The following is a 24,319-nucleotide window of genomic DNA, read 5'->3' as shown; positions in this document are numbered from 1 at the left end:
GGCTGCGCAGGACGTGGTGTACGTCTTGACCCCCCCCTGGTCGTTGTGGGCGGGGGGGCGGGGGGGGTATTCGTACTCCCCCGGCAGCGCCGCCCCCGCGGTGCCGCCACCCGCCCCAGGGCGGGGCAGACCGACGCGAAGGAAGTCTCATGTCCGAGCAGCTCGTCATGGCGATCGACCAGGGCACCACCTCCACCCGGGCGATCCTCTTCAACCACAGCGGCCAGATCGTCTCCGTCGGCCAGACCGAGCACCAGCAGATCTTCCCGCGCGCCGGCTGGGTCGAGCACGACCCCAACGAGATCTGGACGAACACCCGCGAGGTCGTGGGCCTCGCGCTGTCCCGCGCCAACCGGACCCACTCCGACGTGGCCGCGATCGGCATCACCAACCAGCGCGAGACGGCCGTGGTCTGGGACCGCACCACCGGCCAGCCGGTCTACAACGCGATCGTCTGGCAGGACACCCGCACCCAGAAGATCTGCGACGACCTCGCGGCCCTCGGCGGCGGCGCCGAGCGCTACAAGGACCGCGTTGGCCTGCCGCTCGCGACGTACTTCTCCGGCCCGAAGATCCGGTGGATCCTCGACAACGTCGAGGGCGCCCGCGAGAAGGCGGAGCGCGGCGAGCTCGCGTTCGGCAACACCGACTCCTGGGTGCTGTGGAACATGACCGGCGGCGTCGACGGCGGTATCCACGTCACCGACGTCACCAACGCCTCGCGCACCATGCTCATGAACGTCGACTCGCTCACCTGGAACGAGGAGATCGCGGCCGAGATGGGCATCCCGCTGTCGATGCTCCCGGAGATCCGGTCCTCCTCGGAGGTCTACGGGCACGGCCGCCAGGGCGGGCTCGTCCCGGGCGTGCCGATCGCCGGCATCCTCGGCGACCAGCAGGCCGCGACGTTCGGCCAGGCGTGCTTCGAGGTCGGCACGGCCAAGAACACGTACGGCACCGGCAACTTCATGCTGCTGAACACGGGCACCGAGCCGGTCCCGTCGAAGAACGGCCTGCTGACCACCGTCGCCTACAAGATCGGCGACAAGCCGCAGGTGTACGCGCTCGAGGGCTCGATCGCCGTCACCGGCTCGCTGGTCCAGTGGCTGCGCGACAACCTGGGCATGTTCGCGGACGCCCCGGACATCGAGTACCTGGCCTCCAAGGTCGAGGACAACGGCGGCGCGTACTTCGTGCCGGCGTTCTCCGGCCTGTTCGCCCCGTACTGGCGGTCCGACGCCCGCGGCGCGCTGGTCGGCCTGACCCGGTACGTCAACCGCAACCACATCGCCCGCGCGGCCCTGGAGGCCACCGCCTTCCAGACCCGCGAGGTGCTCGACGCGATGAACGCGGACTCCGGCGTCGCGCTGACCGAGCTCAAGGTCGACGGCGGCATGACCGCCAACAACCTGCTCATGCAGTTCCAGGCCGACATCCTCGACGTGCCGGTCGTCCGGCCGCAGGTCGCGGAGACCACCGCGCTCGGCGCCGCGTACGCCGCGGGCATCGCCGTCGGCTACTGGGAGGGCGAGCAGGACGTCATCGACAACTGGGCCGAGGGCGCCCGCTGGACCCCGAACCTGGAGTCCGGCGAGCGCGACCGGCAGTACCGGCTGTGGAAGAAGGCGGTCACGAAGACGTTCGACTGGGTCGACGACGACGTGCGCTGACGTCGGACGCCCGGGCCGCCGCGGTCCGATCCGCGCCGGCGCGACCGACGGCCCCGTCGCCCTCGTCAGGAGGGGGACGGGGCCGCCGTCGTGCGGGGGGGCCGTCAGCGGTCGACGCGCGCCGAGCCGCCGCCGGCGAGCTTGAGCACCTCGGCCTCCGACGCCATCGTCGTGTCGCCCGGGGTGGTCATGGCGAGCGCCCCGTGCGCCGCGCCGTACTCCACGGCGGTGGCGAGCGGCTGGCCGCCGAGCAGGCCGTAGACCAGGCCCGAGGCGAACGAGTCACCGCCGCCGACCCGGTCCAGGATCTCCAGGCCCGGCCGGTGCGTCGCCCGGACCAGACCCTCGTCGGGGGACCACGCGATGGCGCCCCAGTCGTTCACCGTCGCGCTGCGGACGGTGCGCAGCGTCGTGGCGATGACCTGGAAGTGCGGGAACTCCGCCGCCACCCGGTCGATCATCGCGGCGAACGAGTCGACCTCGAGGGCGGACAGGTGCTCGTCGACCCCCTCGACCTCGAAGCCGAGCGCCGCGGTGAAGTCCTCCTCGTTGCCGATCATCACGTCGACGTGCCGGGCGATCTCCCGGTTGACCTCCTGGGCCCGGGCCGTGCCGCCGGTCGACCGCCACAGGCTGGGCCGGTAGTTCAGGTCGTAGGACACGACCGTGCCGTGCCGCTTCGCCGCGGTCACCGCGGCGACCACGGTCTCGGCCGCCGTCTCGGACAGGGCGGCATAGATGCCGCCCGTGTGCAGCCAGCGGGCGCCGAGCTCGCCGAACAGGTGGTCCCAGTCGACGTCGGCGGGCGCGAGCTGCGACGCCGCGGTGTGCCCGCGGTCGCTGACGCCGACGGCACCGCGGACGCCGAACCCGCGCTCGGTGAAGTTCAGGCCGTTGCGGACCTCGCGGCCGATGCCGTCGTACGGCAGCCACCGCAGGAACGAGGTGTCGACGCCGCCGGTGAGGATCAGGTCCTCCACCAGGCGGCCGACCTCGTTGTCCGCGAGCGCCGTCACGATCGCGGTGCGCAGGCCGAACGCGCGGCGCAGGCCGCGGGCGACGTTGTACTCGCCGCCGCCCTCCCAGGCGCGGAACTGGCGGGCGGTGCGGATGCGACCCTCGCCGGGGTCGAGGCGGAGCATCACCTCGCCGAGGGAGACGGCGTCGTAGCGGACCTCGTCGGCGGGGCGGATGGTCAGGGGCACGGGACGCTCCTTCGTGGCCTTCGTGGGGGTGTGCGGGTCAGGGGCGCAGGCGGGTGGCGAGCGCGACGGCGTCGGCGACGAGCGTCCGCACCCCCGCTCGGTCGCCGTCGCGGACCCGGTCGCGCGGCACCATCCAGGAGCCGCCGACCGCGGCGACGCACGGCAGCGCCAGGTACTGGTCGAGGTTGCCGGGGCCGACTCCCCCGGTCGGCACGAACCGCACCCCGCCGAACGGGGCCGCGAGCGCCGCGATGGCCGCGCTGCCGCCCGAGGTGCCGGCGGGGAAGAACTTCACGGTGTCCAGGCCGAGCTCCAGCGCGGCCTGGACCTCGGTCGCCGTCACCGCGCCGGGCAGCACCGGGACGCCGTGCTCCTGCGCGCGCTCGACGACGGCGCGGGACGTGCCCGGGGAGACCAGGTACCGCGCGCCGGCGGCGACCGCGGCGTCGACCTGGGCGGGGGTGACGACCGTGCCCGCGCCGACGAGCACGTCGCCGCCCCGGTCCGCGATCGCCCGGATCGCGTCGGCCGCGGCGGCCGTGCGGAAGGTGACCTCGGCGACGGGCAGACCGCCGCCGACCAGCGCGTCCGCGAGCGGGCCGGCGTCGCGCGCCTCGTCGAGGACGACGACGGGCACCAGCCGGTGCGCCGCGAGCCGGTCGAGCACGTCGGTCATGTCGAACCCCTTCGTTCCGCTCTGCGCAACGATCGCTGCGCTCTGCGCACCGATCGTGGCACACCGCCGCCCGCGCCGGCAACGCCTCCCGTGACCGGGTGCGGGCGGCGCGCGCGCCGAGATCGGTGCTCCGCGCCGAGATCGGTGCGTCGAGGGACCGATCTCGCACCGGAGCGCCGATCTCGCGCCCGGGCGGAGTGCGGGCGTGGGGGCGCGACGTCGGCGCGGAGCGTCAGGCGGGCGGGAGGGCCAGGCCCGGCGGGAGGAGCGGCGGCACGACCGCGCGCACCAGGGCGTGCACCTCGTCCCGGCGCCGCGCGGTCAGCCGGTCGGCCGGGGCCGTCACGCTGAGCGCGGCGACCGGGCGGGACCCGCGCAGCAGCGGCACGCCCAGGCACGCGATGCCGGGCTCGTTCTCCTCGACCTCGACGGCGTAGCCGCGACGCCGGGCGGCGGCGAGCTCGCCCGCCACGTGCGCGGCGTCGACCCGGCCCGCGGGCTGCACGGCGCCCACGTACCCGTCGAGCGCCGCCGCCGGGGTGTCGCCGAAGGCGAGCATGGCCCGGCCGAGCGCGGTGGTCGCCGCCCAGTTCCGCCGGCCCACCGCGGACCACACCCGCACCGGCCGCTCCGGCTCGACCTTGTCCAGGTACACGACCTGCGCGCCGCTGAGCACGCCGAGGTGCACGAGCTCGTCGGTGGCCGCGCACAGCGCCACGAGCGCCCCGTGCAGCCGCGCGGGCAGGTCGTCCTCGGCGAAGTACCGGTCGGCCAGCCCGACCGCCGCCGGGCCGAGGCCGTACCGCCCGGACGCCGGGTCCTGGGCGACGTAGTCGCGGTGCCGGAGCGCGGCGAGCGAGCGGTGCACGGTCGTCTTGTGCACGCCCAGGGCCGCCGACAGGTCCGCGAGGCCCGCGCCGGCCGGGCCGGCGGCGGCGACCGCCTCGAGCGTCCGCAGCGCGCGGTCGACGCTCTCGACGGGCGAGCCCGCGGAGCCCGCCGGGGCCGCCGGGCCCGGGTCGGCCGGACCGCCCGCGCCGGCGACCGCGCCGCCCGTCTCCTCCGCCACGGCGCCCACCCTACGGGCGCCCGCGCCGGCGTCGCCCCGGGTCACCCCGCGAGCGCCGAGATGAACCACCGCGCGACCGTGAAGTAGATGACCAGCCCGGTCCCGTCCACCAGGGTCGTGATGAGCGGCCCGGACCCGACGGCGGGGTCGAGCCCGACCTTGCGCAGCAGCAGCGGCAGCAGCGACGCGATCACCGACGCCCACAGGATGATCGCCCCGGCGGCGACCGCCACGGTCAGCGCGACCTCGCCCCCGACGCCGAGCGTCCACGCCCGCACCCAGCCCACGACCGCGATCGTCACCGCCGCGAGGAACCCCGCCGTGACCTCCTTGCGCACCACCCGCCCGGCGTCGCGCAGCCGGACGCTGCCGGTGGCCATCGCCCGGATCACGGTCGCGGTGATCTGCGTGCCGGCGTTGCCGCCCGCGCCGATGAGCAGCGGCACGAACAGCGTCAGCGCGATGACCGTCTCCAGCTCGTCCTCGTAGTGCTGCAGGACGCTGCTGGTGATCGTCGCGGTCACGAACAGCACCAGCAGCCACACGATCCGCTTGCGCCACAGCAGCAGCGGCGACGCCCGCAGGTAGGGCACGTCCATCGGAGCGGCCCCGCCCTGGCGCACCGCGTCCTCGGTGGCCTCCTCCTCGACGATGTCGGCGACGTCGTCGCCGGTGAGCACGCCGAGCAGCTGCCCGTCGGCCACGACCGGCAGCACCGCGAGGTGGTGGTCCTGGAGCAGGCGGGCGGCGCGCTCCTGGTCGGCGGTGGGCTCGACGGTGACGACGTCCTCCCGCATGAGGTCGGCGATCAGCAGCTCCGGGGCGGCGAGCACCAGGTCGCGGAACGACACGACGCCGAGCAGCGCGGGAGCGCCCTCGGCCGCGGGGTCGCTCGTCACCCAGACCTCGGCGCTGTCGCCGGTGGCCTCGGGCTGGGCGCGCAGCGCGTCCACCGCCTCGCGGACGGTCATGGTCGGCCGGACGGTCGCCACCTCCGGGTTCATCCGGGCGGCGGCGGAGTCGTCGGGCCACGCCAGCAGCCCGCGCACGACGGCCGACCGCGCGACGCGCATCGCGCCGAGCACCGCCGCGCGCTCGCCGTCGGGCAGGGCGCGGAGCAGCTCGGCCGCCTCGTCCGGGTCGAGGCTGTCCACCAGGCCGGCCGCGACCGGCGCCGGGACGACGTGCAGCACCTCGGCCGCGGCGTGCGGGTCGAGGGTGCCGAGCAGCTCGTCGGCGGTCGCCGGGTCGAGGAGGCCGACGAGCGCGCGCACCTGCGCGTCGGACAGGTCGGCGAGCTGGTCCGCCCGCGTGCGGGGCTCGGGCGTCTGCTCGAGCCAGACCTCGACGGCGCGGCGGGTGCCGACGGCGACGACGTCGTGCAGGTCGAGCGGCGCCTGCTGGTCGGCGGGGCGGCGGGGCAGGACGGGGGTGCGGCGGGTCATGGCGCGCTCCTTGCGGGAGGCCGCGGCGGGCGTCCCCTGCCTCCCGGTCGCGGTCGCACGCACCCGCGACCGGCGCCGGGCGGCGCAGGACGCGGGCGGTCCGGGCGGTCGCGGGGCGCCGGGGTGCGGCACCGTCGCCGGCGCGGGACGCCTCGCGGGAGGCGGCGCGCGCCGGGGGCGGCACGGCACGGTCGGCGGTCGCGACCACGGCGGGTGCGGTCGGCACGGGTGCTCGCCGACGCGGGGCCGGGACCGGCGCGCGGGGGGCGTGCCGGGCGGTCGGGCGTCGGACGGGTGGGGACGTCACGGCGCGGGGCGGTGACGGGATCGGGCGGCGCCGCGGTGCGCGGCGCGGGTGCTCCGCCGACGCCGCGCCGGGCGTCGCGCGCCGGTCCGACCGGCCCCTCGGGGCGGCTCAGGCCTGCGCGCGCAGCACGACGGGCGTCGACGGATGCCGACTACTCGCGGTGTCGTCCATCGCGTCCACCTCCTCGCCGTCGTGCGGGCCGGGCCGACCGGCCCCGGGCGAGTCTAGTGCCTCGGCGCCGGGGCGGACCGTGACGGCGGTCACCGCGGGCCGGCCGGGCGGGCGCGTCCCGCACGCCCCTGTGGACGACGGCCGTGGGGGGCCGTCGGCCGCCGATAGGCTGGACGGCGTGACGCAGGCATGGGACGACGAGTGGCCGCTGCCGGACGAGCCGCCGTACGACCCGGCCGAGGAGCCGCCGTTCGAGCCCGGGTACGGGGCGCGCGTGGCCGCGCCCGCGACGGAGGCCGCCCGGTCCGGAGGCCCGGCGCCGCGCGCCGACGACCGGTCCGCCGCCGCGCACGGCGATCCCGCCGCGGCCCGCCCGGTCGAGCGCCCGGCGCACGACGCCACCACCGGCCGCGCCCCGCTCGAGGTGCTGCAGCAGGTCTGGGGCTACGACGCGTTCCGCGGCGAGCAGGCGGACATCATCGACACCGTGGTCGCCGGCGGCGACGCGCTCGTCCTCATGCCGACCGGCGGCGGCAAGTCGCTCTGCTACCAGGTGCCGGCGCTCGTCCGGGCGGGCACCGGGGTCGTCGTCTCCCCGCTGATCGCGCTGATGCAGGACCAGGTCGACGCGCTGTCCGCGCTCGGCGTGCGCGCCGGGTTCCTCAACTCCACGCAGGACCACGGCCAGCGCCGCGAGGTCGAGCGGGCGCTGCTCGACGGCGAGCTCGACCTGCTCTACCTGGCGCCCGAGCGGCTGCGGGTCCCCGAGACGATGGCCCTGCTCGACCGCGCCGCGATCAGCCTGTTCGCGATCGACGAGGCGCACTGCGTCTCCCAGTGGGGCCACGACTTCCGACCCGACTACCTCGGCCTGTCCGTGCTGCACGAGCGCTGGCCCGGCGTCCCGCGCCTCGCGCTCACCGCGACCGCGACCGCGGCGACCCGCACCGAGATCGCCGAGCGGCTCGAGCTCACGGACGCCCGGCAGTTCGTCGCCTCGTTCGACCGGCCCAACATCCAGTACCGCATCGTGCCGAAGGCGAGCCCGCGCCAGCAGCTCCTCGACCTCATCCGGTCCGAGCACGACGGCGACTCCGGCATCGTCTACTGCCTGTCGCGGAACTCCGTCGAGCAGACCGCGGAGTTCCTGTCGTCCCAGGGCGTGCCCGCGCTGCCGTACCACGCGGGCCTCGACCGGCAGGTGCGGGCACGGAACCAGTCCCGGTTCCTGCGCGAGGACGGGCTCGTCATGGTGGCGACCATCGCCTTCGGCATGGGCATCGACAAGCCGGACGTGCGGTTCGTCGCGCACCTCGACCTGCCCAAGTCCGTCGAGGGCTACTACCAGGAGACCGGCCGCGCCGGGCGGGACGGGCTGCCGTCGACCGCGTGGCTCGCCTACGGCCTGCAGGACGTCGTGCAGCAGCGGCGGATGATCGACACCTCCGAGGGCGACGCCCAGCACCGGCGTCGGCTGTCGGCGCACCTGGACGCGATGCTCGCGCTGTGCGAGACGGTCACCTGCCGCCGCGTGCAGCTGCTCGCCTACTTCGGCCAGGACGCCGAGCCGTGCGGCAACTGCGACACCTGCCTCGCCCCGCCGACCACCTGGGACGGCACCGTCCCCGCGCAGAAGCTGCTGTCGACCGTCGTCCGCCTGGAGCGCGAGCGGAACCAGCACTACGGGGCCGGGCACCTCGTCGACATCCTGCTCGGCAAGCGCACGTCGCGGATCGAGCAGCTCGGGCACACCGAGCTGTCGACGTTCGGGCTCGGGGGCGACCTGTCGGACGCCCAGTGGCGCGGGGTGGTGCGCCAGCTGCTCGCGCAGGGGCTGCTCGCCGTCGACGCCGACGGGTACGGGACGCTGCGGCTCACGCCGGCGAGCGCCGAGGTGCTGCGCGGCGACCGACCGGTGCCTCTGCGGGAGGAGACGCGGACGGCACGGACGCGCTCGCGGTCCGGCTCCGGGTCGGGCGCGGGAGCCCGGCAGGCCGCGGCGGCGCAGGCCGCGGCCGAGCTCGGCGACGACGCGGCGGCCGTGTTCCAGCGGCTGCGCGCCTGGCGGGCGACGACCGCCAAGGAGCAGGGCGTGCCCGCCTACGTGGTGTTCCACGACGCGACGCTGCGGGAGATCGCCACCGCGCGCCCCGCCGACCTGGACGCGCTCTCCCGGATCGGCGGCGTCGGGGCGGCGAAGCTCGAGCGGTACGGGCCCGGCGTCATCGCGACGCTGGAGGGCCGCGAGCCCCCGACGGCGGAGGAGGTCGCGCGCGACGCGGCGTCCGTCGGGCTGTTCGCGGACGACGACGACCAGGCCACGGGCGGGCCGGCCGGAGGCGCCGACGCCTGATGCTGGCCGTCCTCACGGCGCTGGGCACGATCGCCGTCGTCGTCGCAGCGGGCTGGTTCGTGGGGCGCACCGGTGTGCTCGGCGACAACGCCCAGCGGGTGCTCGCCGCCACCGCGTTCACCGTCGCGACCCCCGCGCTGCTGATCGAGACCATCGGCCGCGCCGACCTCGGGCTGCTGCTGTCCCGGTCGGCGCTGGTCACCTTCGCGACCACCACCGTCGTCGCGCTGGTCGCGGCGGCGGTGCTCGGGCTGATCCGACGGCGGTCGGCCGGGGACGTGGTCGTCGGCGTGCTGGCCTCGTCCTACGTCAACGCCGGGAACATCGGCATCCCGCTGACCGCCTACCTGCTCGGCAGCGTCGTGTCGGTCGTCCCGCCGACGCTGTACCAGCAGCTCGTGCTCGGGCCGATCGCGATGGTGGTGCTCGACGCCCGGCGCCGGGCCCGGGACGGGGTGGTCGCCGGGACCGCGCCCGCCGGGGCCCTGGGGACGCTGCGGTCGGTGCTGCGGCGGACGCTGCGGAACCCGGTCATCATCGGCACGCTCACCGGCATCGCGCTGGCCGCGCTGCCGTTCTCGCTGCCGGCGGCGGTCTTCCAGCCGCTCGAGCTGCTCGGCGCCGCCGCCCCGCCGCTCGCGCTGCTGACGTTCGGGATGTCGCTCGCGGTCCCGCGGGTCGGCGACGAGCAGGCGCCCCGGGGCGACGTCGCGCTGGTCGCGGTGCTGCGGGCCGTCGTGCACCCGGCGCTCGCGATCGGGCTGGGGACGCTGCTGGGTCTGCGCGGCGACGCGCTGCTGGCGGTCGCGGTGGTGTCGGCCCTCCCGACGGCGCAGAACGTGCTGGTGTACGCGATCCAGTACCGGCAGGGCACCGCGCTCGCCCGGGACGCCGGCCTGGTGACCACGATCCTGGCGGTCCCCTCGCTCCTGGTGATCGCCGCGGTCCTGGGCTGACGGCGCGACGCGCCGGCGGCGCGGCGCGGCACGCGAGCGCTGCCCCGAGATAGGGCCTGCACGCCGAGATAGGGCCGGGGACGGTCCTACCTCGGCGGCGAGGTCCTATCTCGACGCGAGCCCGGGGACGCGGGGCAGGGCGGGCGGGAGCCGACGGCGGCGCCGGCGCGCGCGGCCCCGACCCCGCGCGGGTCAGCGGGCGGCGTCGGCGCGCGCGACCGCGTCGTCCACGGCCGCCAGGTACTCGTCCGACGCCTCGCGGCGGATGTTGTGCCCCGCCTCCGGGAACGCGACGTGGGTCAGCCGGTCGCCGAGCAGCTCCGCCGCCCGCGCCGCCTGACGGTCCGTCACGACCCCGAGCCCCGGCCCCGCGGTGAGCAGCGTGACCGGCACCCGCACGTCCGCGAGCGCCTCGACCCAGTCCCGGCCGAGCCAGTCGTGCGGCACGTCGGCGAGCCGCGGGTCGACACGTGCCTTGGCCTCCGCCCAGCCGAGGACCTCCTCCTCGGACCACCGCGGGTTGTCGGCCCGGCCCTGCGCGGCGATCTGCTCGACGGTCCGGCCCTGCACGGCGGCGATCGCCGGGGCGAGCCAGTCCGGGAGGCCGCCGGGGCCGTCCACGCCCTCGGGCTCCGCGGTCCGCCACGCCGGGTCCTCCAGCACGAGGCCCGCGACCAGGTCGGGGGCCGCGAGCGCCAGCTCCTCCGCGGTCACCCCGCCCATGGAGTGGCCGACGACCAGCGCCGGCCCGAGGTCGAGCGCGCGCACCGCGGCCGCGGCGTCGGCGGCCAGGGCGGCGACGGTGAACGGCTCGTCGGGCAGCGGGGTGCCGCCGTGCCCGCGCGCGTCGAGCGCGACCACCGGCCGGGTGCCGGCGTACCGCGGCAGCACGGTCGGCCAGCACGTCGAGGCGTCGGTCAGCCCGTGCAGCAGCACGACCGGGACGGGGCCGGCACCCCGGCGCGCGGCCGCGCCGCCCTCTGCGCCGGCCCTCGCCCCGCCACCCGCGACCGCGCTCACCGGCGCGCGGTCCCGTCGACGGCGTGCGGCTCGATCGCGGCGATCTCCTCGGCCGTGAGCGGCTCGGCCCGGAGGGCGGCGACGTTGTCCTCGAGCTGCGCCACCGAGGACGCCCCGATGAGCGCCGACGTGACGCGCGGGTCCCGGAGCACCCAGGTGAGCGCGAGCTGCGCCAGCGACTGCCCCCGGGCCTCGGCGATCGCGTTCAGCGCCCGGGCGCGCGCCAGGTAGGTGCCGCCGATCTGCTCGGCGGACAGGAACCGGCTGGTCGCCGCGCGCGAACCCGCCGGGACGTCGCCCGACAGGTACCGCCCGGTGAGCAGCCCCTGCGCGAGCGGCGAGAACACGATCATCCCGATGCCGAGGTCGCCCACGGCGTCGAGCAGCGACTCGGTCTGCCCCTCGGCCACCTGCTCGACGTGCCGGTTGAACATCGAGTACGACGGCTGGTGGATGAGCAGCGGCGTGCCGAGGTCGGCGAGGATGCGCGCGGCCTCCCGGGTGGCCGACGGCGAGTAGTTGGAGATGCCCGCGTACAGGGCCCGGCCGCTGGTGACCGCGGTGTGCAGCGCGCCCATCGTCTCCTCGAGCGGGACGGACGGGTCCGGCCGGTGCGAGTAGAAGACGTCGACGTAGTCGAGGCCGAGCCGGCGCAGGGACTGGTCGAGCGAGGACAGCAGGTACTTGCGGGAGCCGCCGTCGCCGTACGGGCCGGGCCACATGTCGTAGCCGGCCTTGGACGAGATGACGAGCTCGTCGCGGTACGGGCCGAGGTCCTGGACGAGGTGCCGGCCGAAGTTCTCCTCCGCGGAGCCGTACGGCGGGCCGTAGTTGTTCGCGAGGTCGAAGTGCGTGATGCCGAGGTCGAACGCCCGGCGCAGGACCGCGCGCTGGGTCTCCAGCGGGTTCACGTCGCCGAAGTTGTGCCACAGGCCCAGCGACAGGGCGGGCAGGTCGAGCCCGCTGCGCCCGGTGCGGCGGTACGGCATCGTGTCGTACCGGTCGTCGGCGGCACGGTAGACAGGGATCGTCGGCATCGTCGTCCTCTCGGGGCTGCGGGGCGCTCGCCCCACGCCCCCACGCTAGCCCCCGCCACCGACGTCCACGCAGGTCGCGGACCCGAGCTCGGGACGCCGCCCGACCGGTGAGAGGATCACCGGCGTGCTGCACGTCGTGTTCTTCGAGCCCCGCATCCCCGGCAACACCGGCAACGCCATCCGGCTGGCCGCCGCCACCGGGGCGACGCTGCACCTCGTCGAGCCGCTCGGCTTCGTCATGGACGAGCCCCGGCTCAAGCGGGCCGGCCTCGACTACCACGACCTCGCGCACGTGGTCGTGCACCCCGACCTCGACGCCTGCATGGCCGCCCTCGCCGGGTCGCGCGTGTTCGCGTTCACCACGCACACCGAGCGCCGGTACACCGACGTCGAGTACCGCGACGGGGACGTGCTGATGTTCGGCCCGGAGCCGACCGGCCTGCCGCCGGAGGCGCTGGGGCACCCGGCGGTGACGGACCTGCTGCGCATCCCGATGCAGCCCGGCCGCCGGTCGCTCAACCTCACCAACGCGGCGTCCACGGCTGTCTACGAGGCGTGGCGGCAACTAGGCTTCCCGGGCGGGATCTGACGGGTCGCCGGATCCGGTCTCATCCACCGGACCCCGCCGTGCGAGGGAGCACAGGCTTCGGCATGCTCGCCCGCGTCCTGCCGTCGTCCGAGGGGGTCCGTCGTGGCCATCAGCAACCGCAGCGTGCTGCGCCGGAAGTCCGTGGAGGACTCGCTGGCGTCGGTCGAGGACCCGGAGCGGTCCCTCAAGCGCTCGCTCACGGCCTGGGACCTCGCCGTCCTGGGCGTCGCCGTCGCCGTCGGCGCGGGCATCTTCTCCGTCGGTGCGACCGCCGCGGCGAACTACGCCGGTCCCGGCGTGATCATCTCGTTCCTGATCGCCTCGATCGTCTGCGCGCTGGCGATCATGTGCTACGCCGAGTTCGCGTCGACGCTGCCCGTCGCCGGGTCCGCGTACACGTTCTCCTACGCCACCGCGGGCGAGCTCGTCGCGTGGATCATCGGCTGGGACCTGATCCTCGAGATGCTGCTGGCCGCGGCCGTCATCGCGAAGTTCTGGGGCGTCTACCTGTCGGACGCGTTCGGGCTGTTCGGCATCGACGTGCCGACGACGCTGGAGCTGGGTCCGGTCGACCTGGACTGGGGGCCCGTGCTGGTCGTCGGCGTGTTCACGGCGCTGCTCGCCGTCGGCACCAAGCTCAGCACCCGCGTGAACAGCATCTTCACGATCATCAAGGTCGCGATCACACTCTTCGTCATCGTCGCCGGGTTCTTCTACGTCCGCGCGGACAACTACTCGCCGTTCATCCCGCCCTCGCAGCCCGCGGAGTCGGCGTCCGGCCTGGAGCAGCCGCTGTTCGGCTTCCTGTCCGGCTTCGACCCGTCGCAGTACGGCGTCATGGGCATCCTGTCCGGCGCGGCCCTGGTGTTCTTCGCGTTCATCGGCTTCGACGTCGTGGCGACCACCGCGGAGGAGACCAAGGACCCGCAGCGTGCCGTGCCGCGCGGCGTGCTCGGCGGCCTCGCGATCGTCACGGTGCTCTACATCCTGGTCACCGTCGTGGTCACCGGCATGGTGTCCTACACCGAGCTCGCGGCGTCCGACTCGCCCTCGCTGACCACCGCGTTCGTGCTGGTCGGCGCGGACTGGGCGGGCAAGGTGATCTCGATCGGCATCCTCATCGGGCTGACGTCCGTGATCATGGTGCTGCTCCTCGGCCTCACCCGGATCGTGTTCGCGATGAGCCGCGACGGCCTGCTCCCCCGCGGCATCTCCCGCACCTCGCACCGGTACAAGACCCCGATCCGGCTGCAGGTCGGCGTCGGCATCATCGTCGCCCTCATCGCCGGCCTGTCCGAGGTCGAGCGCCTGGAGGAGATGATCAACATCGGCACGCTGTCGGCGTTCGTGCTGGTGAGCTTCGGCATCCCGATCCTGCGTCGCACCCGGCCGGACCTGCAGCGCGGGTTCCGGGTGCCGTGGTCGCCGGTGCTGCCGATCGTGGCGGGCGTCGCCTGCCTGTGGCTGATGACGAACCTGACGGTGCTCACCTGGGTGCGGTTCGCTGCCTGGCTCGCCGTCGGCCTCGTGATCTACGCCGTGTACTCCTACCGGCACTCGCGGGTCGGCAAGGGCGAGGCGCCCGACCCCGCCGACGACCTGCCCGCGTCCGCCGGCGGGCACTGACCCCGGCGACGCGACCAGGGGCAGGGACGATGACGCCGCTCGCCGACCGGCCGCGGTTCCACGCCGAGACCGTCGAGGACTGGCGGGCCTGGCTCGCGGAGCACCACGCCACCTCGGACGGCGTGTGGCTGGTGCGGTGGAAGCCCGCGTCCGGGCGGCCGACGTTCGGCTACGAGGAGATGGTCGCCGAGGCGCTGGCCGTCGGCTGGATCGACGGCCAGGCCTGGGCGCCGGACCCGGACAGCACCCGGCAGTGGTTCGCGCCCCGGCGGCGCGGTAGCGGCTGGTCCCGGCTGAGCAAGGAGCGGGTGGCGCGGCTGGAGGCCGCCGGGCGGATGGAGCCGGCCGGCGCCGCCGTGGTCGCCGCCGCCCGCGCGGACGGGTCGTGGACGCTGCTCGACGACGTCGAGGACCTGGTCGTGCCGCCGGACCTCGCGGCGGCGCTGGACGCCCTGCCGGGGGCGCGGGCGCACTGGGACGGGTTCGCGCCGAGCGCCCGGAAGGTCGTGCTGCGGTGGCTGGTCGACGCCCGCCGCCCCGAGACGCGGGCGGCGCGGGTGGCCGAGACGGCGGCGCGGGCCGCGGAGGGCGTGCCGGCGAGGCGGTGACGCGTGGTCGGGGTCGCGCGAGGCCGCCCCGAGGTGCCCGCCCGACGACCGACGTCGACGGACGCCGGGGGTCTCGCCTCCTCCGCCCGCCCCGGCTCACCCCCGCGGGACGCCCTGGCGGACACGCTCCGCGACCGCCGCGTACGTCGAACCCGGACCCTCCCAGCGCGACTCGACGAACCACGTCGCACCCGCCTCGGCGAGCGCCGCGGCGTGGTCCCGGGCCTCGGCCGGGTCCGCGGGCAGCACGCCCTGCAGGACGATCTCGTAGGGGCCGGCGTCGGGTGCCCGGTGCTCGCGCACCCACGCGGCGATCTCCGCGACCTCCGCCGGACCGAGCTGGTCCATCGCGCGGTCGCCGCGGAGCTGCGGGACCAGGCCGTCGTACCGCACCGCCCGCCCCATGGACCGCTCGCTGGGGTAGGCGCCGACGACCCAGATCGGCACGCGGGGGCGCTGCACCGGCCGCGGCCGGAACCGCATGTCGGTGACGCGGTGGTGCGTGCCCTGGTAGGAGAACGTCTCCCCGCCGAACGCCAGGTCGAGGATCGCGAGGTGGTCGTCGAGGAGCTCGGCGCGCTCGCGCGTGCTCGTGAGCTCGCCCTCGACGCCCGCGAACGCGCGGTCGACCGGCACGCCCAGCCCGGCGGGGATGACCAGCCGGCCGCCCGAGAGGTGGTCGACGGTCAGCGCCTGCCGCGCGACCACCCACGGCCGGCGCCGCGGCAGCGCGAACACCAGCGCGCCCAGCGTGATCCGCTCCGTGCGGACGGCGGCGGCCGCGAGCACCGCCCACGGGTCCCACACGTCGCCGTCGACCCCGATGTCGACCCCGTCCCAGGTGAAGTACCCGTCCCAGCCCGCGTCCTCCGCCTCGGCCGCCAGCCCGACCAGCTGGTCGACCGTGCCGAACGTCCCGACGATGCCGAACTTCATCGCGTCCCCCTCGCCGCCGTGCCCACCCGTCCACCGACCGTGGTGCTGCGTCCGCCACGGTACCGACGACCTCCGACACGCCCCGCTGCCGGCCCGGCGCCGCCGCGTCGTCAGGCGGGGCCGGCCGCCGGCGCGGCGCCCGACCCGGCCTCGCCGCCCGGCCCGGCGGCGGCGCCCGGCCCGGCGTCGGCACCCGGCCCGGCCTCGCCACCCGGCCCGGCGTCGGCGCCCGCGGCGAGGTCCCGCACGACCCGCTCCCGCAGCTCGGTCACGATCCGCTCCTCGGCGTCGTAGTACGCCAGCCCCCAGTCGGCGACCATCGCCGGGTACCGCACCTCCGCGCGGTCCCCGAGCATGTCCCGGACCCCCGACAGGTCCCGGCGCCGCTCCGCGAGCGCCGCGACGTAGTCGTCGAGCATGTCGCGCACGGTCGCCGGGTCGACCAGGTGCCCCATGAGCAGCCGCAGGGCGACCGGGTGCTTGAGCACCGGGAAGTCCGCCGGCGTCTCCGCGAGCCACGACCGCAGGGTCCGGTCCCCCGCGTCGGTGATCGCGTACCGGGTGGTGCGGCGCCCCGGCGGTCCAGCGGGGTCGGGCAGCGCGCGCACGAGGCCGGCCGCCTCCAGCCGCGCCACCTCGGAGTACACCTGGCTCATCGCCGGGGCGACCCAGTAGTAGCGCAGGGTCCGGTCGGCGCGCTGCTTGAGCTCGTACGCGGTGACGGTCGTGTCGGTCCGGCCGGCGAACATCAGCAGGCCGAGCAGCGCGTAGCCGGTCGGGGTCGGCGCGGGCGTCGCGCCAGCGTCCCCCGCGTCGCCGGATCCGTCCGGGGAGACCGTTGCCTTCACCACGCCCGCCAACCTACGCTGGTCCCGTTGTTCCTACTAGGAAGAGAAGGCGCCCGTCGTCGGGTCCCTCGTCCTCGTGCCGCCGCCGGCCGAGCAGCCGCACCGCCGCACCGCCGCACCGCATCCCGCCCCGACCCGCGCGCCGCCGCGCCGGCGGGTCCCCGACGGAAGGCACCGCCCATGACGACCGCGATCGAGACCGCGGGCCTGGTCAAGCTGTTCCGGGACACCCGCGCCGTCGACGGCATCGACCTGCAGGTCGCCGCCGGCGGCGTGCACGGGTTCCTCGGCCCCAACGGCGCCGGGAAGACCACCACCATCCGGATGCTCGCCACCCTGCTCCGCCCCGACGCCGGCAGCGCCCGGGTGCTCGGCCGCGACGTGGTGCGCGACGCCGACGAGGTGCGCAGCCGCGTCGCGCTCACCGGGCAGTTCGCGTCGGTCGACGAGGACCTGACCGGCCGGGAGAACCTCGTGCTGGTGTCCCGGCTGTACGGCTTCTCCCGCGCCGCGGCGCGGTCCCGGGCGGACGAGCTGCTCGACGCCTTCGGGCTGTCCGAGGCGGCCGACCGGCAGGTGAAGAAGTTCTCCGGCGGCATGCGGCGGCGGATCGACATCGCCGCGAGCATCGTGGTGACCCCCGAGCTGATCTTCCTCGACGAGCCGACGACCGGGCTGGACCCGCGCAGCCGGAACCAGGTGTGGGACATCGTCCGGGCGATGGTCGCGTCGGGGACGACGGTGCTGCTGACGACGCAGTACCTCGACGAGGCCGACCAGCTCGCCGACCGGATCTCGGTCATCGACGCCGGGAAGGTGATCGCCGAGGGCACGCCGGGCCAGCTCAAGGCCTCGGTGGGGGCGAGCGCGCTGCACGTCCGGCTGCTCAACCCCGACGACCGGCCCCGCGCCCGGGCGGTGCTGGAGCGGGCCCTCGGCACGGCCGTCACGGAGGACGCCGACCCCGCGGCGCTGACCGCGAGCGTCGACTCCTCGGCGCCCGCCATGCGCGGCATCGCGGCCCTCGAGGCCACCGACGTGCCGGTCGCGCAGTTCTCGCTCGGCCAGCCGTCGCTGGACGAGGTGTTCCTCGCCCTCACCGGCCACCCGGCCGAGTCCGCGGGCACCGACGACGAGGCGGCCGCCGAGCGCGACGCCGCCGCGAGGGGGGCGGCATGAGCGTCGACGACACCCGGACCGCGACGACCGGGACGACCACGAGCACCGCGACCGACGAGGTCGCCACCGCAGCCGTCCGCGGCGTCCTGGCCTCCGGCACGCGACCCGACCGCCCGTCCGGCCTCACGACGTCGCTGACGTTCGGCTGGCGCGCGCTGCTCAAGATCAAGCACGTCCCCGAGCAGCTGTTCGACGTCACCGTGTTCCCGGTGATGATCACGCTGCTGTTCACGTACCTGTTCGGCGGCGCGATCGCGGGCAGCGTGGACGACTACATCCAGTTCCTGCTGCCCGGGATCCTGGTCCAGGGCGTCATCATGATCACGATGTACACGGGCGTCACGCTCAACACCGACATCCAGAAGGGCGTGTTCGACCGGTTCCGGTCGCTGCCGATCTGGCGGCCGTCGGCCCTCGTCGGGATGCTGCTCGGCGACGCGGTCCGGTTCACGATCGCCTCGGTCGTGATCGTGGCGCTGGGCCTGCTGATCGGGTTCCGCCCGGAGGGCGGCGCGCTCGGCGTGCTGGCGGGGGTCGCGCTGCTGCTGCTGTTCGCGTTCGCGTTCGGCTGGATCTGGACCTTCCTCGCCCTGGTGCTGCGGACGCCGAACGCGGTCATGGGCGTGTCGATGATGGTCATCACCCCGCTCACGTTCGGGTCGAACATCTTCGTCGACCCGTCGACGATGCCCGGCTGGCTGCAGTCGTTCGTCGAGGTGAACCCGATCTCGGACCTGGTGACCGGGGTGCGCGGGCTGATGAACGGCACGCCCGTCGGGGACCACGTGGTCGTCACGCTGGTGTGGGCCCTCGCGCTCGTCGCGGTGTTCGGGCCGCTCACCATGCGGCGGTACGCCCGCTGAGGAGCCGGCGCGGGTGGCGGGGCGCGCACGGCGCGGCGGCGGGGGGTCGTCGTACCGTGGGCGACGCCCCGCCGCCCGCGCCACCTGGAGCCGCCCGTGTTCACCACCCGCCCCGAGCTCGTCGGCACGCACGGCATGGTCGCCTCGACGCACTGGCTCGCCAGCGCCGTCGGGCAGTCCGTCCTCGAGCGGGGCGGCAACGCGTTCGACGCCGCGGCGGCGGCCGGGTTCACGCTGCAGGTGGTCGAGCCGCACCTCAACGGCCCCGGCGGCGACGCCCCGATCATCGGGCACCGGGCCGCGGACGGGCGCACGTTCGTGGTCTGCGGCCAGGGCACGGCGCCCGCGGCGGCGACGATCGAGGCGTACATCGACCTGGGGCTCGACGTCGTCCCGGGCACGGGGCACCTCGCCGCGGTCGTGCCCGGCGCGTTCGGCGCGTGGCTCGACCTGCTGGCCCGGTACGGCACCCTGCCGCTGGCCGACGTGCTGTCCCCCGCGATCGGCTACGCCCGGGACGGCTACCCGCTGGTGCCCGCGGCGGTGCGGACGATCCGGACCGTCGAGCGGCTGTTCGCCGAGCACTGGCCGACGTCCGCCGGGGTGTACCTGCCGGGCGGCCGCGTGCCCGAGCCCGGCGCGCGGTTCCGGAACCCCGCGCTCGCCGGCACCTACGAGCGGGTGCTCGCCGAGGCGCACGCGGCGGGCGCGGACCGGCTGACCCAGATCGAGGCGGCCCGCCGGGCGTTCTACGAGGGCTTCGTCGCGGAGGCGATGGCCGCGTTCGTGCGTGAGCCCGTCCTCGACTCGTCCGGCTCGGCGCACGCTGGTCTGCTCACGGCGGACGACCTGGCGTCGTGGCGCGCCACCGAGGAGCCGACCGTCGCCGTCGACTTCGCGGGCGTGCAGGTGCACAAGACCGCGGCGTGGGGCCAGGGCCCCGTGCTGCTGCAGCAGCTGCGGATGCTCGAGGACCTCGGCGTCGCCGAGGCGGACCTCGGCTCGGCGGAGCTGGTGCACACCGCGCTCGAGGTGACGGACCTGGCCTTCGCGGACCGGGAGGCCTGGTACGGCGACCCGGCCGACGGCGACGTGCCCCTGGACGCGCTGCTGTCCCGGTCGTACGCGGCCGAGCGGGCGCGGCTGGTGGGGCCGTCGGCGTCGGACGGGGTCCGCCCCGGGTCGCCGGACGGGCGCGCGCCGCGGCTGGCCGCGCTGTTCGGGGACCCGGCCGCCGGGCCCGGCGGCTCCCCGGTCTGGCCCGGGCGGTACGAGGACGCCGGGGGCGGGGCGGCGCTGGGGACGGGCGAGCCGACCCGCGGTCCCGACCCGGCGGCCGCCGCGGTCGACGGGCCCGCGCTCGACGTCCGCCCGTCCGGGGAGACCCGCGGCGACACCTGCCACGTCGACGTCGTCGACCGCTGGGGGAACATGGTGTCCGCGACGCCCTCGGGCGGCTGGCTGCAGAGCTCGCCGGTGGTGCCGGGCCTGGGGTTCGGGCTGCCGACCCGCGCGCAGATGTTCTGGCTCGAGCCCGGGCTGCCGTCGTCGCTCGCCCCCGGGCGCCGGCCGCGGACCACGCTGAGCCCCGGCCTGGTGCTCCGCGACGGCGGCGGGTTCGCGTTCGGCACCCCGGGCGGCGACCAGCAGGACCAGTGGACGATCCCGTTCCTGCTGCACCACCTGCTCGGCGGGCTCGACCTGCAGGCGGCGATCGACGCGCCCGGCTGGCACTCGACGCACGTGCCGTCGTCGTTCCACCCGCGCACCAGCACCCGGCGCGGCGTTGAGGCCGAGTCCCGGCTCGGGGCGGACGTGCTGGCCGAGCTCGACCGGCGGGGGCACGTCGTGGGGGACGCGGGGCCGTGGAGCCTCGGTCGGGTCAGCGCCGCGGGGATCCGGCCCGACGGGATGCTGCACGCCGCCGCGAACCCGCGCGGCATGCAGGGCTACGCCGCGGGCCGCTGACCCCCCCCCCCCGCGAGTGGTAGGTCTGGCCCGACACGCCCGGTGCGTGTCCGGCCAGACCTTCCACTCGACCCCCGGCGCGGCGCTCCGGGTGACCGCCCCCGTGAGCACCCTCACATCACGCGGGGAACAAGTTGCCCAGCGCAACCGTTGTGATAGTTTGCCTGCTGCAACCAATGAAAGAGGTCCCCGCCGTGCCCAGCACCCCCGCCTACCGCGTGCTCATCGACGCCATCGCGCGTCTCCAGCGCGTGCAGCGCGAGGTCGGCACCGAGCTCGCGCGCGACCTCGACTTCCCGCGCGCCGCCCTCAGCCTCCTCTGGCTGCTGGACAAGGCCGGCGAGCTGGGCATCGGCGACGTCGCGCAGCACCTGCACGTCGACATCTCGGTGGCGAGCCGGCAGGCCAGCCAGCTGGTCGATTCCGGTTACGCCGAGCGCACCACGCCGGACGCGCCGGGCACCGACCGCCGCGTCCGCACGGTCCGGCTCACCGAGCGCGGCCGGGCGTTCACGGCCGACACCAAGGTCGCGATGGACGCCCGGGCCGCCGAGGCGTTCAGCGCCTGGACGCCCGCGGAGCTGGCCGACGCGTCGGCCGTCCTCGAGCGGATCGCGGACACGATGGCCGAGTTCGGCGCGCGCGCCACGGCCACCCCGGCGTGCACCCCGGCCGACGGCACCCGCGTGCCGGCGCTCGCCGCCACGGCCACCTGACCCACCCCGGTCGGTGTGCAGCCGCGCGCACCGGCCCCCGCAGCACGCGACCCCCACCCGGCCGCGCCGCACCACCACCACGTCCGCCGACGGCGCCGGGCACCGCATCCCAGGGCGAAAGCAGAGACCACACCCATGAGCAGCACCACCAGGGCCGAGAGCCCGACCGTCGACCGCGGGCCCGCGCCCGCGATGAACCACCGGCAGGTGATGGAGGCCCTCTCCGGCATCCTGCTCGGCATGTTCGTGTCCATCCTGGCCACGAGCGTCGTGTCGAGCTCCCTGCCCAAGATCGTCAGCGACCTGGACGGGTCGCAGTCGTCCTACACCTGGGTCGTCACCGCGACCCTGCTGACCACCACGATCACCACGCCGATCTGGGGCAAGCTCGCCGACCTGGTGAACCGCAAGCTCCTCATCCAGATCGCGCTGATCATCTCCGTGCTGTCCTCCGCGGCCGCCGGCTTCTCGCAGAGCGTCGGCTTCCTCATCGGCATGCGCGCGATCCAGGGCATCGGCGCCGGCGGCCTGACCGCGCTGGCGACCGTCCTGCTGGCCGACATCCTCAGCCCGCGCGAGCGCGGCCGGTACATGGGCCTCATGGGCGGCATCATGGGCATCGGCATGGTCGGCGGCCCGCTCCTCGGCGGCGTCATCACCGACAGCCTGTCCTGGCACTGGAACTTCTTCGTCGGCCTGCCGTTCGCGGTCGCCGCGATCATCGTGCTGCAGCGCACGCTGCACCTGCCGCAGCTGGCCCGCAAGGTCGTGAACGTCGACTACTGGGGCGCCGCGCTCATCTCCGTGGGCATCGCGTCGCTGCTGCTGTGGGTGACCTTCGCCGGCGACAAGTTCGACTGGATCTCCTGGCAGACCGCCGTCATGGTGATCGGCGCCCTCGTGGTCCTGGCGATCGCGGTGCTGGTCGAGAACAAGGTCGCGGACCCGATCATCCCGATGCACCTGTTCAAGAACCGCACCCTGGTGTTCTCCGTGATCGCGTCCGTCGCGGTCGGCGTCGCGATGTTCGGCACCTCGGTGTTCCTCAGCCAGTACATGCAGGTCGCGCGCGGCAAGACCCCGACGCAGTCCGGCCTGCTGACGATCCCGATGATCCTCGGCCTGTTCATCTCGTCGACGATCTCCGGGCGGCTCATCACCAAGTACGGCCGCTACAAGGGCTTCATGATCGCGGGCGCCGTCCTGCTGACCGGCGGCCTGGCCCTGATGGGCACCATCCGGTACGACACCAGCTTCGTCCTCGTCGGCCTGTTCATGTTCATCATGGGCGCGGGCGTCGGCATGCTGATGCAGAACCTCGTCCTCGCGGTGCAGAACACCCTGGACGTCTCCGAGACCGGCTCCGGCACCGCGACCGTGGCGTTCTTCCGGACGCTCGGCGGCGCGATCGGCGTCTCGGCCCTCGGCGCCGTCCTCGGCAACCGGATCACCAGCTACGTCACCGACGGCATGGTGTCCGCGGGCGTCGACCCGGCCGCCCTGGGCGGCGGCACCTCCTCGGTGCCGGACGTCTCGACCCTCCCCGAGCCGATCAAGACGATCATCGAGTCGTCCTACGGCCACGGCATCGCGGACCTGTTCCTCATCGCGGTCCCGCTCGGCGTGGTCGCGCTCATCGCCGTGCTGTTCCTCAAGGAGGTGCCGCTCGGCAGCCGCTCCGGCGTCGAGCAGCTGCTCGACCAGGAGCAGACCGCCGAGGCCGTCGTGGCCGAGGCGGGCACCCCGGGCGCACAGCAGGCGGTCGGCCAGCAGGCCGACGCGGAGCAGACCGCCCCGGCCCACCGGGCCTGACGTCCGGCGGGTCCCCGGTCCGCCCACCGGTGGGCCCGCCCGGTCCGACGCGGTTCCGCCCGCGGCACGACGCGAGGCGCCCGGTCGTCACCGACGACCGGGCGCCTCGCGTCGTCCACAATGGGGCGGTGGACACCCCGACCGACCCCGTCGCGCGCATCGAGTCCGAGCTCGGGCTGCTGCTGCGCCGTGCGCGCGCCTCGGCGGAGCGCCTCGCGCGCGAGGTGCACCCCGACCTGGAGCCGTCGGCCTACCCGCTGCTCGTGCGCATCGAGCGCGAGCCGGACGTGCGGGCCAGCGAGCTCGCGGAGCACATCGGCGTCGGCCGCGGCACGATGTCGCGCCAGCTCGGCCGCCTGGAGCAGCTCGGGCTGATCGAGCGCCGCCCCGACCCGGACGACTCGCGGGGCCAGCTCATCCGGGTCACCGCGGAGGGCGCGCGCCGGGTGGACGCGGCCCGGGAGGCCCGCCGGGTGTACCTGTCGGCGGCCCTGGGGACCTGGACGGACGAGGACCGCGGCGTCCTCGCCGACCAGCTGCACCGGCTCAACGCGTCGCTGACGTCCCTGCCGCCGCGGCTGACACCCGGGTCCTGACCACCGGGGCGCCGCGGGCCGCGGGCCGTCAGACGGCGCGGCTCAGCGCCCAGGTGCTGCGCCGCCGGGCGATCGCGGCGACCGCGTCGACGCGCCCGGGCGACCAGCGCGCGGGCATCGACGCGAACACGTCCGGCACGTCCTCGTCGGGGAGCACCAGCGCGTCGTAGGGCGACGGGGCCATCACCTCGACGGTGCCGTGCACGACCAGGACGCCGCGGACCGCGACCGGCGACCCGACGGCCGCGCGCAGCACCGAGCCGGCCCGGGCGGCGGTGAGCCGCACGTCGCGCAGGTCGGCGACGCCCCGGCCGTCCGCGGACAGGTGCCGCGAGTCGAGCACCAGCCGCTCCGGCCCCGACGCGGCGGCGGGCCGCTCGGCGACGGCGAACGCGCCCGGCGGGCCGATCAGCAGGTGCGCGACGACCGAGCCCTGCCGGCCCACGGGGACGTCGTGCAGGACGTGCCAGCCGTCGAGCACCAGGCGGTCCAGGCGGTCGCACAGGGACTCCCGCAGGCCGCGCGGCTCGGCGTCGGCGCGCGGGCTGACCAGGTCGTCGGCGCGGTGCCGGCCGCAGCGGGCGGGGCTGGTCCACCGGCAGCAGAACACGGACGCGGCCCGCGGTGTTCCGCGCCCGACGTCGGCCGGGCCGCGTCCGTGTTCTGCTG

22 protein-coding genes are annotated in these 24,319 nt (G+C 75.6%); 12 read left to right on the top strand and 10 right to left on the bottom strand.

The window, feature by feature from the left end; translation table 11 throughout:
- The first annotated feature begins 149 nt into the window (after positions 1-149).
- Complete coding sequence (glpK, locus tag MHY85_RS12250) at positions 150-1,670, top strand: glycerol kinase GlpK (protein WP_239196676.1); 1,521 nt, start codon at positions 150-152, stop codon at positions 1,668-1,670.
- A 104-nt stretch (positions 1,671-1,774) separates the two neighbouring features.
- On the opposite strand, the gene MHY85_RS12245 is transcribed toward glpK, so the two are convergent.
- The 5 genes from MHY85_RS12245 to MHY85_RS12225 form a co-directional block, all read right to left on the bottom strand.
- Positions 1,775-2,875: a sugar kinase gene (locus MHY85_RS12245; protein ID WP_239196674.1), complete on the bottom strand. Its 1,101-nt coding sequence runs from the start codon at positions 2,873-2,875 to the stop codon at positions 1,775-1,777.
- Positions 2,876-2,912: 37 nt separating this feature from the next.
- Positions 2,913-3,551: a bifunctional 4-hydroxy-2-oxoglutarate aldolase/2-dehydro-3-deoxy-phosphogluconate aldolase gene (gene eda, locus MHY85_RS12240; protein WP_239196672.1), complete on the bottom strand. Its 639-nt coding sequence runs from the start codon at positions 3,549-3,551 to the stop codon at positions 2,913-2,915.
- A 232-nt stretch (positions 3,552-3,783) separates the two neighbouring features.
- The gene (locus tag MHY85_RS21900; RefSeq protein ID WP_239196670.1) at positions 3,784-4,620 is read right to left on the bottom strand and encodes an IclR family transcriptional regulator; all 837 of its coding nucleotides are present in this window, start codon (positions 4,618-4,620) and stop codon (positions 3,784-3,786) included.
- A 41-nt stretch (positions 4,621-4,661) separates the two neighbouring features.
- Positions 4,662-6,065, bottom strand: a complete 1,404-nt coding sequence (gene mgtE, locus MHY85_RS12230; protein ID WP_239196668.1) for a magnesium transporter — start codon at positions 6,063-6,065, stop codon at positions 4,662-4,664.
- 415 nt (positions 6,066-6,480) lie between these two features.
- Positions 6,481-6,636 (bottom strand): hypothetical protein, encoded by a 156-nt coding sequence (locus tag MHY85_RS12225; protein WP_239196666.1) that lies wholly within the window; start codon positions 6,634-6,636, stop codon positions 6,481-6,483.
- Positions 6,637-6,721: 85 nt separating this feature from the next.
- Here MHY85_RS12225 and recQ point away from each other — a divergent pair, with 85 nt between their 5' ends.
- Both recQ and MHY85_RS12215 read left to right on the top strand, forming a co-directional pair.
- Positions 6,722-8,896, top strand: a complete 2,175-nt coding sequence (recQ, locus tag MHY85_RS12220; RefSeq protein WP_374233545.1) for a DNA helicase RecQ — start codon at positions 6,722-6,724, stop codon at positions 8,894-8,896.
- On the top strand, positions 8,896-9,852 hold the full coding sequence (locus tag MHY85_RS12215; RefSeq protein WP_239196664.1) for an AEC family transporter: 957 nt from the start codon (positions 8,896-8,898) through the stop codon (positions 9,850-9,852). The genes recQ and MHY85_RS12215 overlap by 1 nt, the downstream gene beginning before the upstream one ends.
- Before the next feature lie 192 nt (positions 9,853-10,044).
- Here MHY85_RS12215 and MHY85_RS12210 read toward each other — a convergent pair whose 3' ends face one another.
- Positions 10,045-10,788 carry an alpha/beta hydrolase gene (locus MHY85_RS12210; protein ID WP_239196662.1) on the bottom strand — a complete coding sequence of 248 codons (744 nt, stop codon included), beginning with the start codon at positions 10,786-10,788 and terminating at the stop codon, positions 10,045-10,047.
- 80 nt (positions 10,789-10,868) lie between these two features.
- A complete protein-coding gene (gene mgrA, locus MHY85_RS12205) occupies positions 10,869-11,909 on the bottom strand; it encodes an L-glyceraldehyde 3-phosphate reductase (RefSeq protein WP_239196660.1) in 1,041 nt (346 codons plus the stop codon).
- A gap of 124 nt (positions 11,910-12,033) precedes the next feature.
- Between mgrA and MHY85_RS12200 the strand changes: the two genes are divergently transcribed.
- The 3 genes from MHY85_RS12200 (at position 12,034) to MHY85_RS12190 (ending at position 14,732) form a co-directional block, all read left to right on the top strand.
- On the top strand, positions 12,034-12,498 hold the full coding sequence (locus MHY85_RS12200; RefSeq protein ID WP_239196658.1) for a tRNA (cytidine(34)-2'-O)-methyltransferase: 465 nt from the start codon (positions 12,034-12,036) through the stop codon (positions 12,496-12,498).
- 102 nt (positions 12,499-12,600) lie between these two features.
- Positions 12,601-14,124, top strand: coding sequence for an amino acid permease (locus MHY85_RS12195; protein WP_239196656.1), 1,524 nt, complete (start codon positions 12,601-12,603; stop codon positions 14,122-14,124).
- 29 nt (positions 14,125-14,153) lie between these two features.
- Entirely contained in the window at positions 14,154-14,732 is a 579-nt protein-coding gene (locus MHY85_RS12190; RefSeq protein WP_239196654.1) for a YdeI family protein, read from the top strand.
- A 96-nt stretch (positions 14,733-14,828) separates the two neighbouring features.
- Here the strand turns inward: MHY85_RS12190 and MHY85_RS12185 are convergent, their stop codons facing one another.
- Positions 14,829-15,668, bottom strand: coding sequence for an LLM class flavin-dependent oxidoreductase (locus tag MHY85_RS12185; RefSeq protein WP_239196652.1), 840 nt, complete (start codon positions 15,666-15,668; stop codon positions 14,829-14,831).
- A gap of 110 nt (positions 15,669-15,778) precedes the next feature.
- Complete coding sequence (locus tag MHY85_RS12180) at positions 15,779-16,519, bottom strand: helix-turn-helix transcriptional regulator (protein WP_239196650.1); 741 nt, start codon at positions 16,517-16,519, stop codon at positions 15,779-15,781.
- Between the two features lie 177 nt (positions 16,520-16,696).
- Here MHY85_RS12180 and MHY85_RS12175 point away from each other — a divergent pair, with 177 nt between their 5' ends.
- From MHY85_RS12175 to MHY85_RS12150, 6 genes are all read left to right on the top strand, one after another.
- On the top strand, positions 16,697-17,695 hold the full coding sequence (locus MHY85_RS12175; protein ID WP_239196648.1) for an ATP-binding cassette domain-containing protein: 999 nt from the start codon (positions 16,697-16,699) through the stop codon (positions 17,693-17,695).
- On the top strand, positions 17,692-18,558 hold the full coding sequence (locus tag MHY85_RS12170; RefSeq protein WP_239196646.1) for an ABC transporter permease: 867 nt from the start codon (positions 17,692-17,694) through the stop codon (positions 18,556-18,558). Before MHY85_RS12175 ends, MHY85_RS12170 begins: the two co-directional genes overlap by 4 nt.
- Positions 18,559-18,693: 135 nt before the next feature.
- Complete coding sequence (locus MHY85_RS12165) at positions 18,694-20,526, top strand: gamma-glutamyltransferase family protein (RefSeq protein ID WP_239196678.1); 1,833 nt, start codon at positions 18,694-18,696, stop codon at positions 20,524-20,526.
- 194 nt (positions 20,527-20,720) lie between these two features.
- Entirely contained in the window at positions 20,721-21,242 is a 522-nt protein-coding gene (locus tag MHY85_RS12160) for a MarR family winged helix-turn-helix transcriptional regulator (RefSeq protein WP_239196644.1), read from the top strand.
- Positions 21,243-21,377: 135 nt separating this feature from the next.
- Entirely contained in the window at positions 21,378-23,054 is a 1,677-nt protein-coding gene (locus tag MHY85_RS12155; protein ID WP_239196642.1) for an MFS transporter, read from the top strand.
- 128 nt (positions 23,055-23,182) lie between these two features.
- The gene (locus MHY85_RS12150) at positions 23,183-23,650 is read left to right on the top strand and encodes a MarR family transcriptional regulator (protein WP_239196640.1); all 468 of its coding nucleotides are present in this window, start codon (positions 23,183-23,185) and stop codon (positions 23,648-23,650) included.
- 28 nt (positions 23,651-23,678) lie between these two features.
- On the opposite strand, the gene MHY85_RS12145 is transcribed toward MHY85_RS12150, so the two are convergent.
- A partial coding sequence (locus tag MHY85_RS12145) for a hypothetical protein (RefSeq protein WP_239196638.1) occupies positions 23,679-24,319 on the bottom strand: 641 nt, incomplete at its 5' end.

Source organism: Cellulomonas sp. ACRRI (assembly GCF_022346185.1).
Taxonomy (GTDB): domain Bacteria; phylum Actinomycetota; class Actinomycetes; order Actinomycetales; family Cellulomonadaceae; genus Cellulomonas.
The sequence above is the reverse complement of the archived record's forward strand: the minus strand, read 5'-3'. Positions and strand labels throughout refer to the sequence as shown.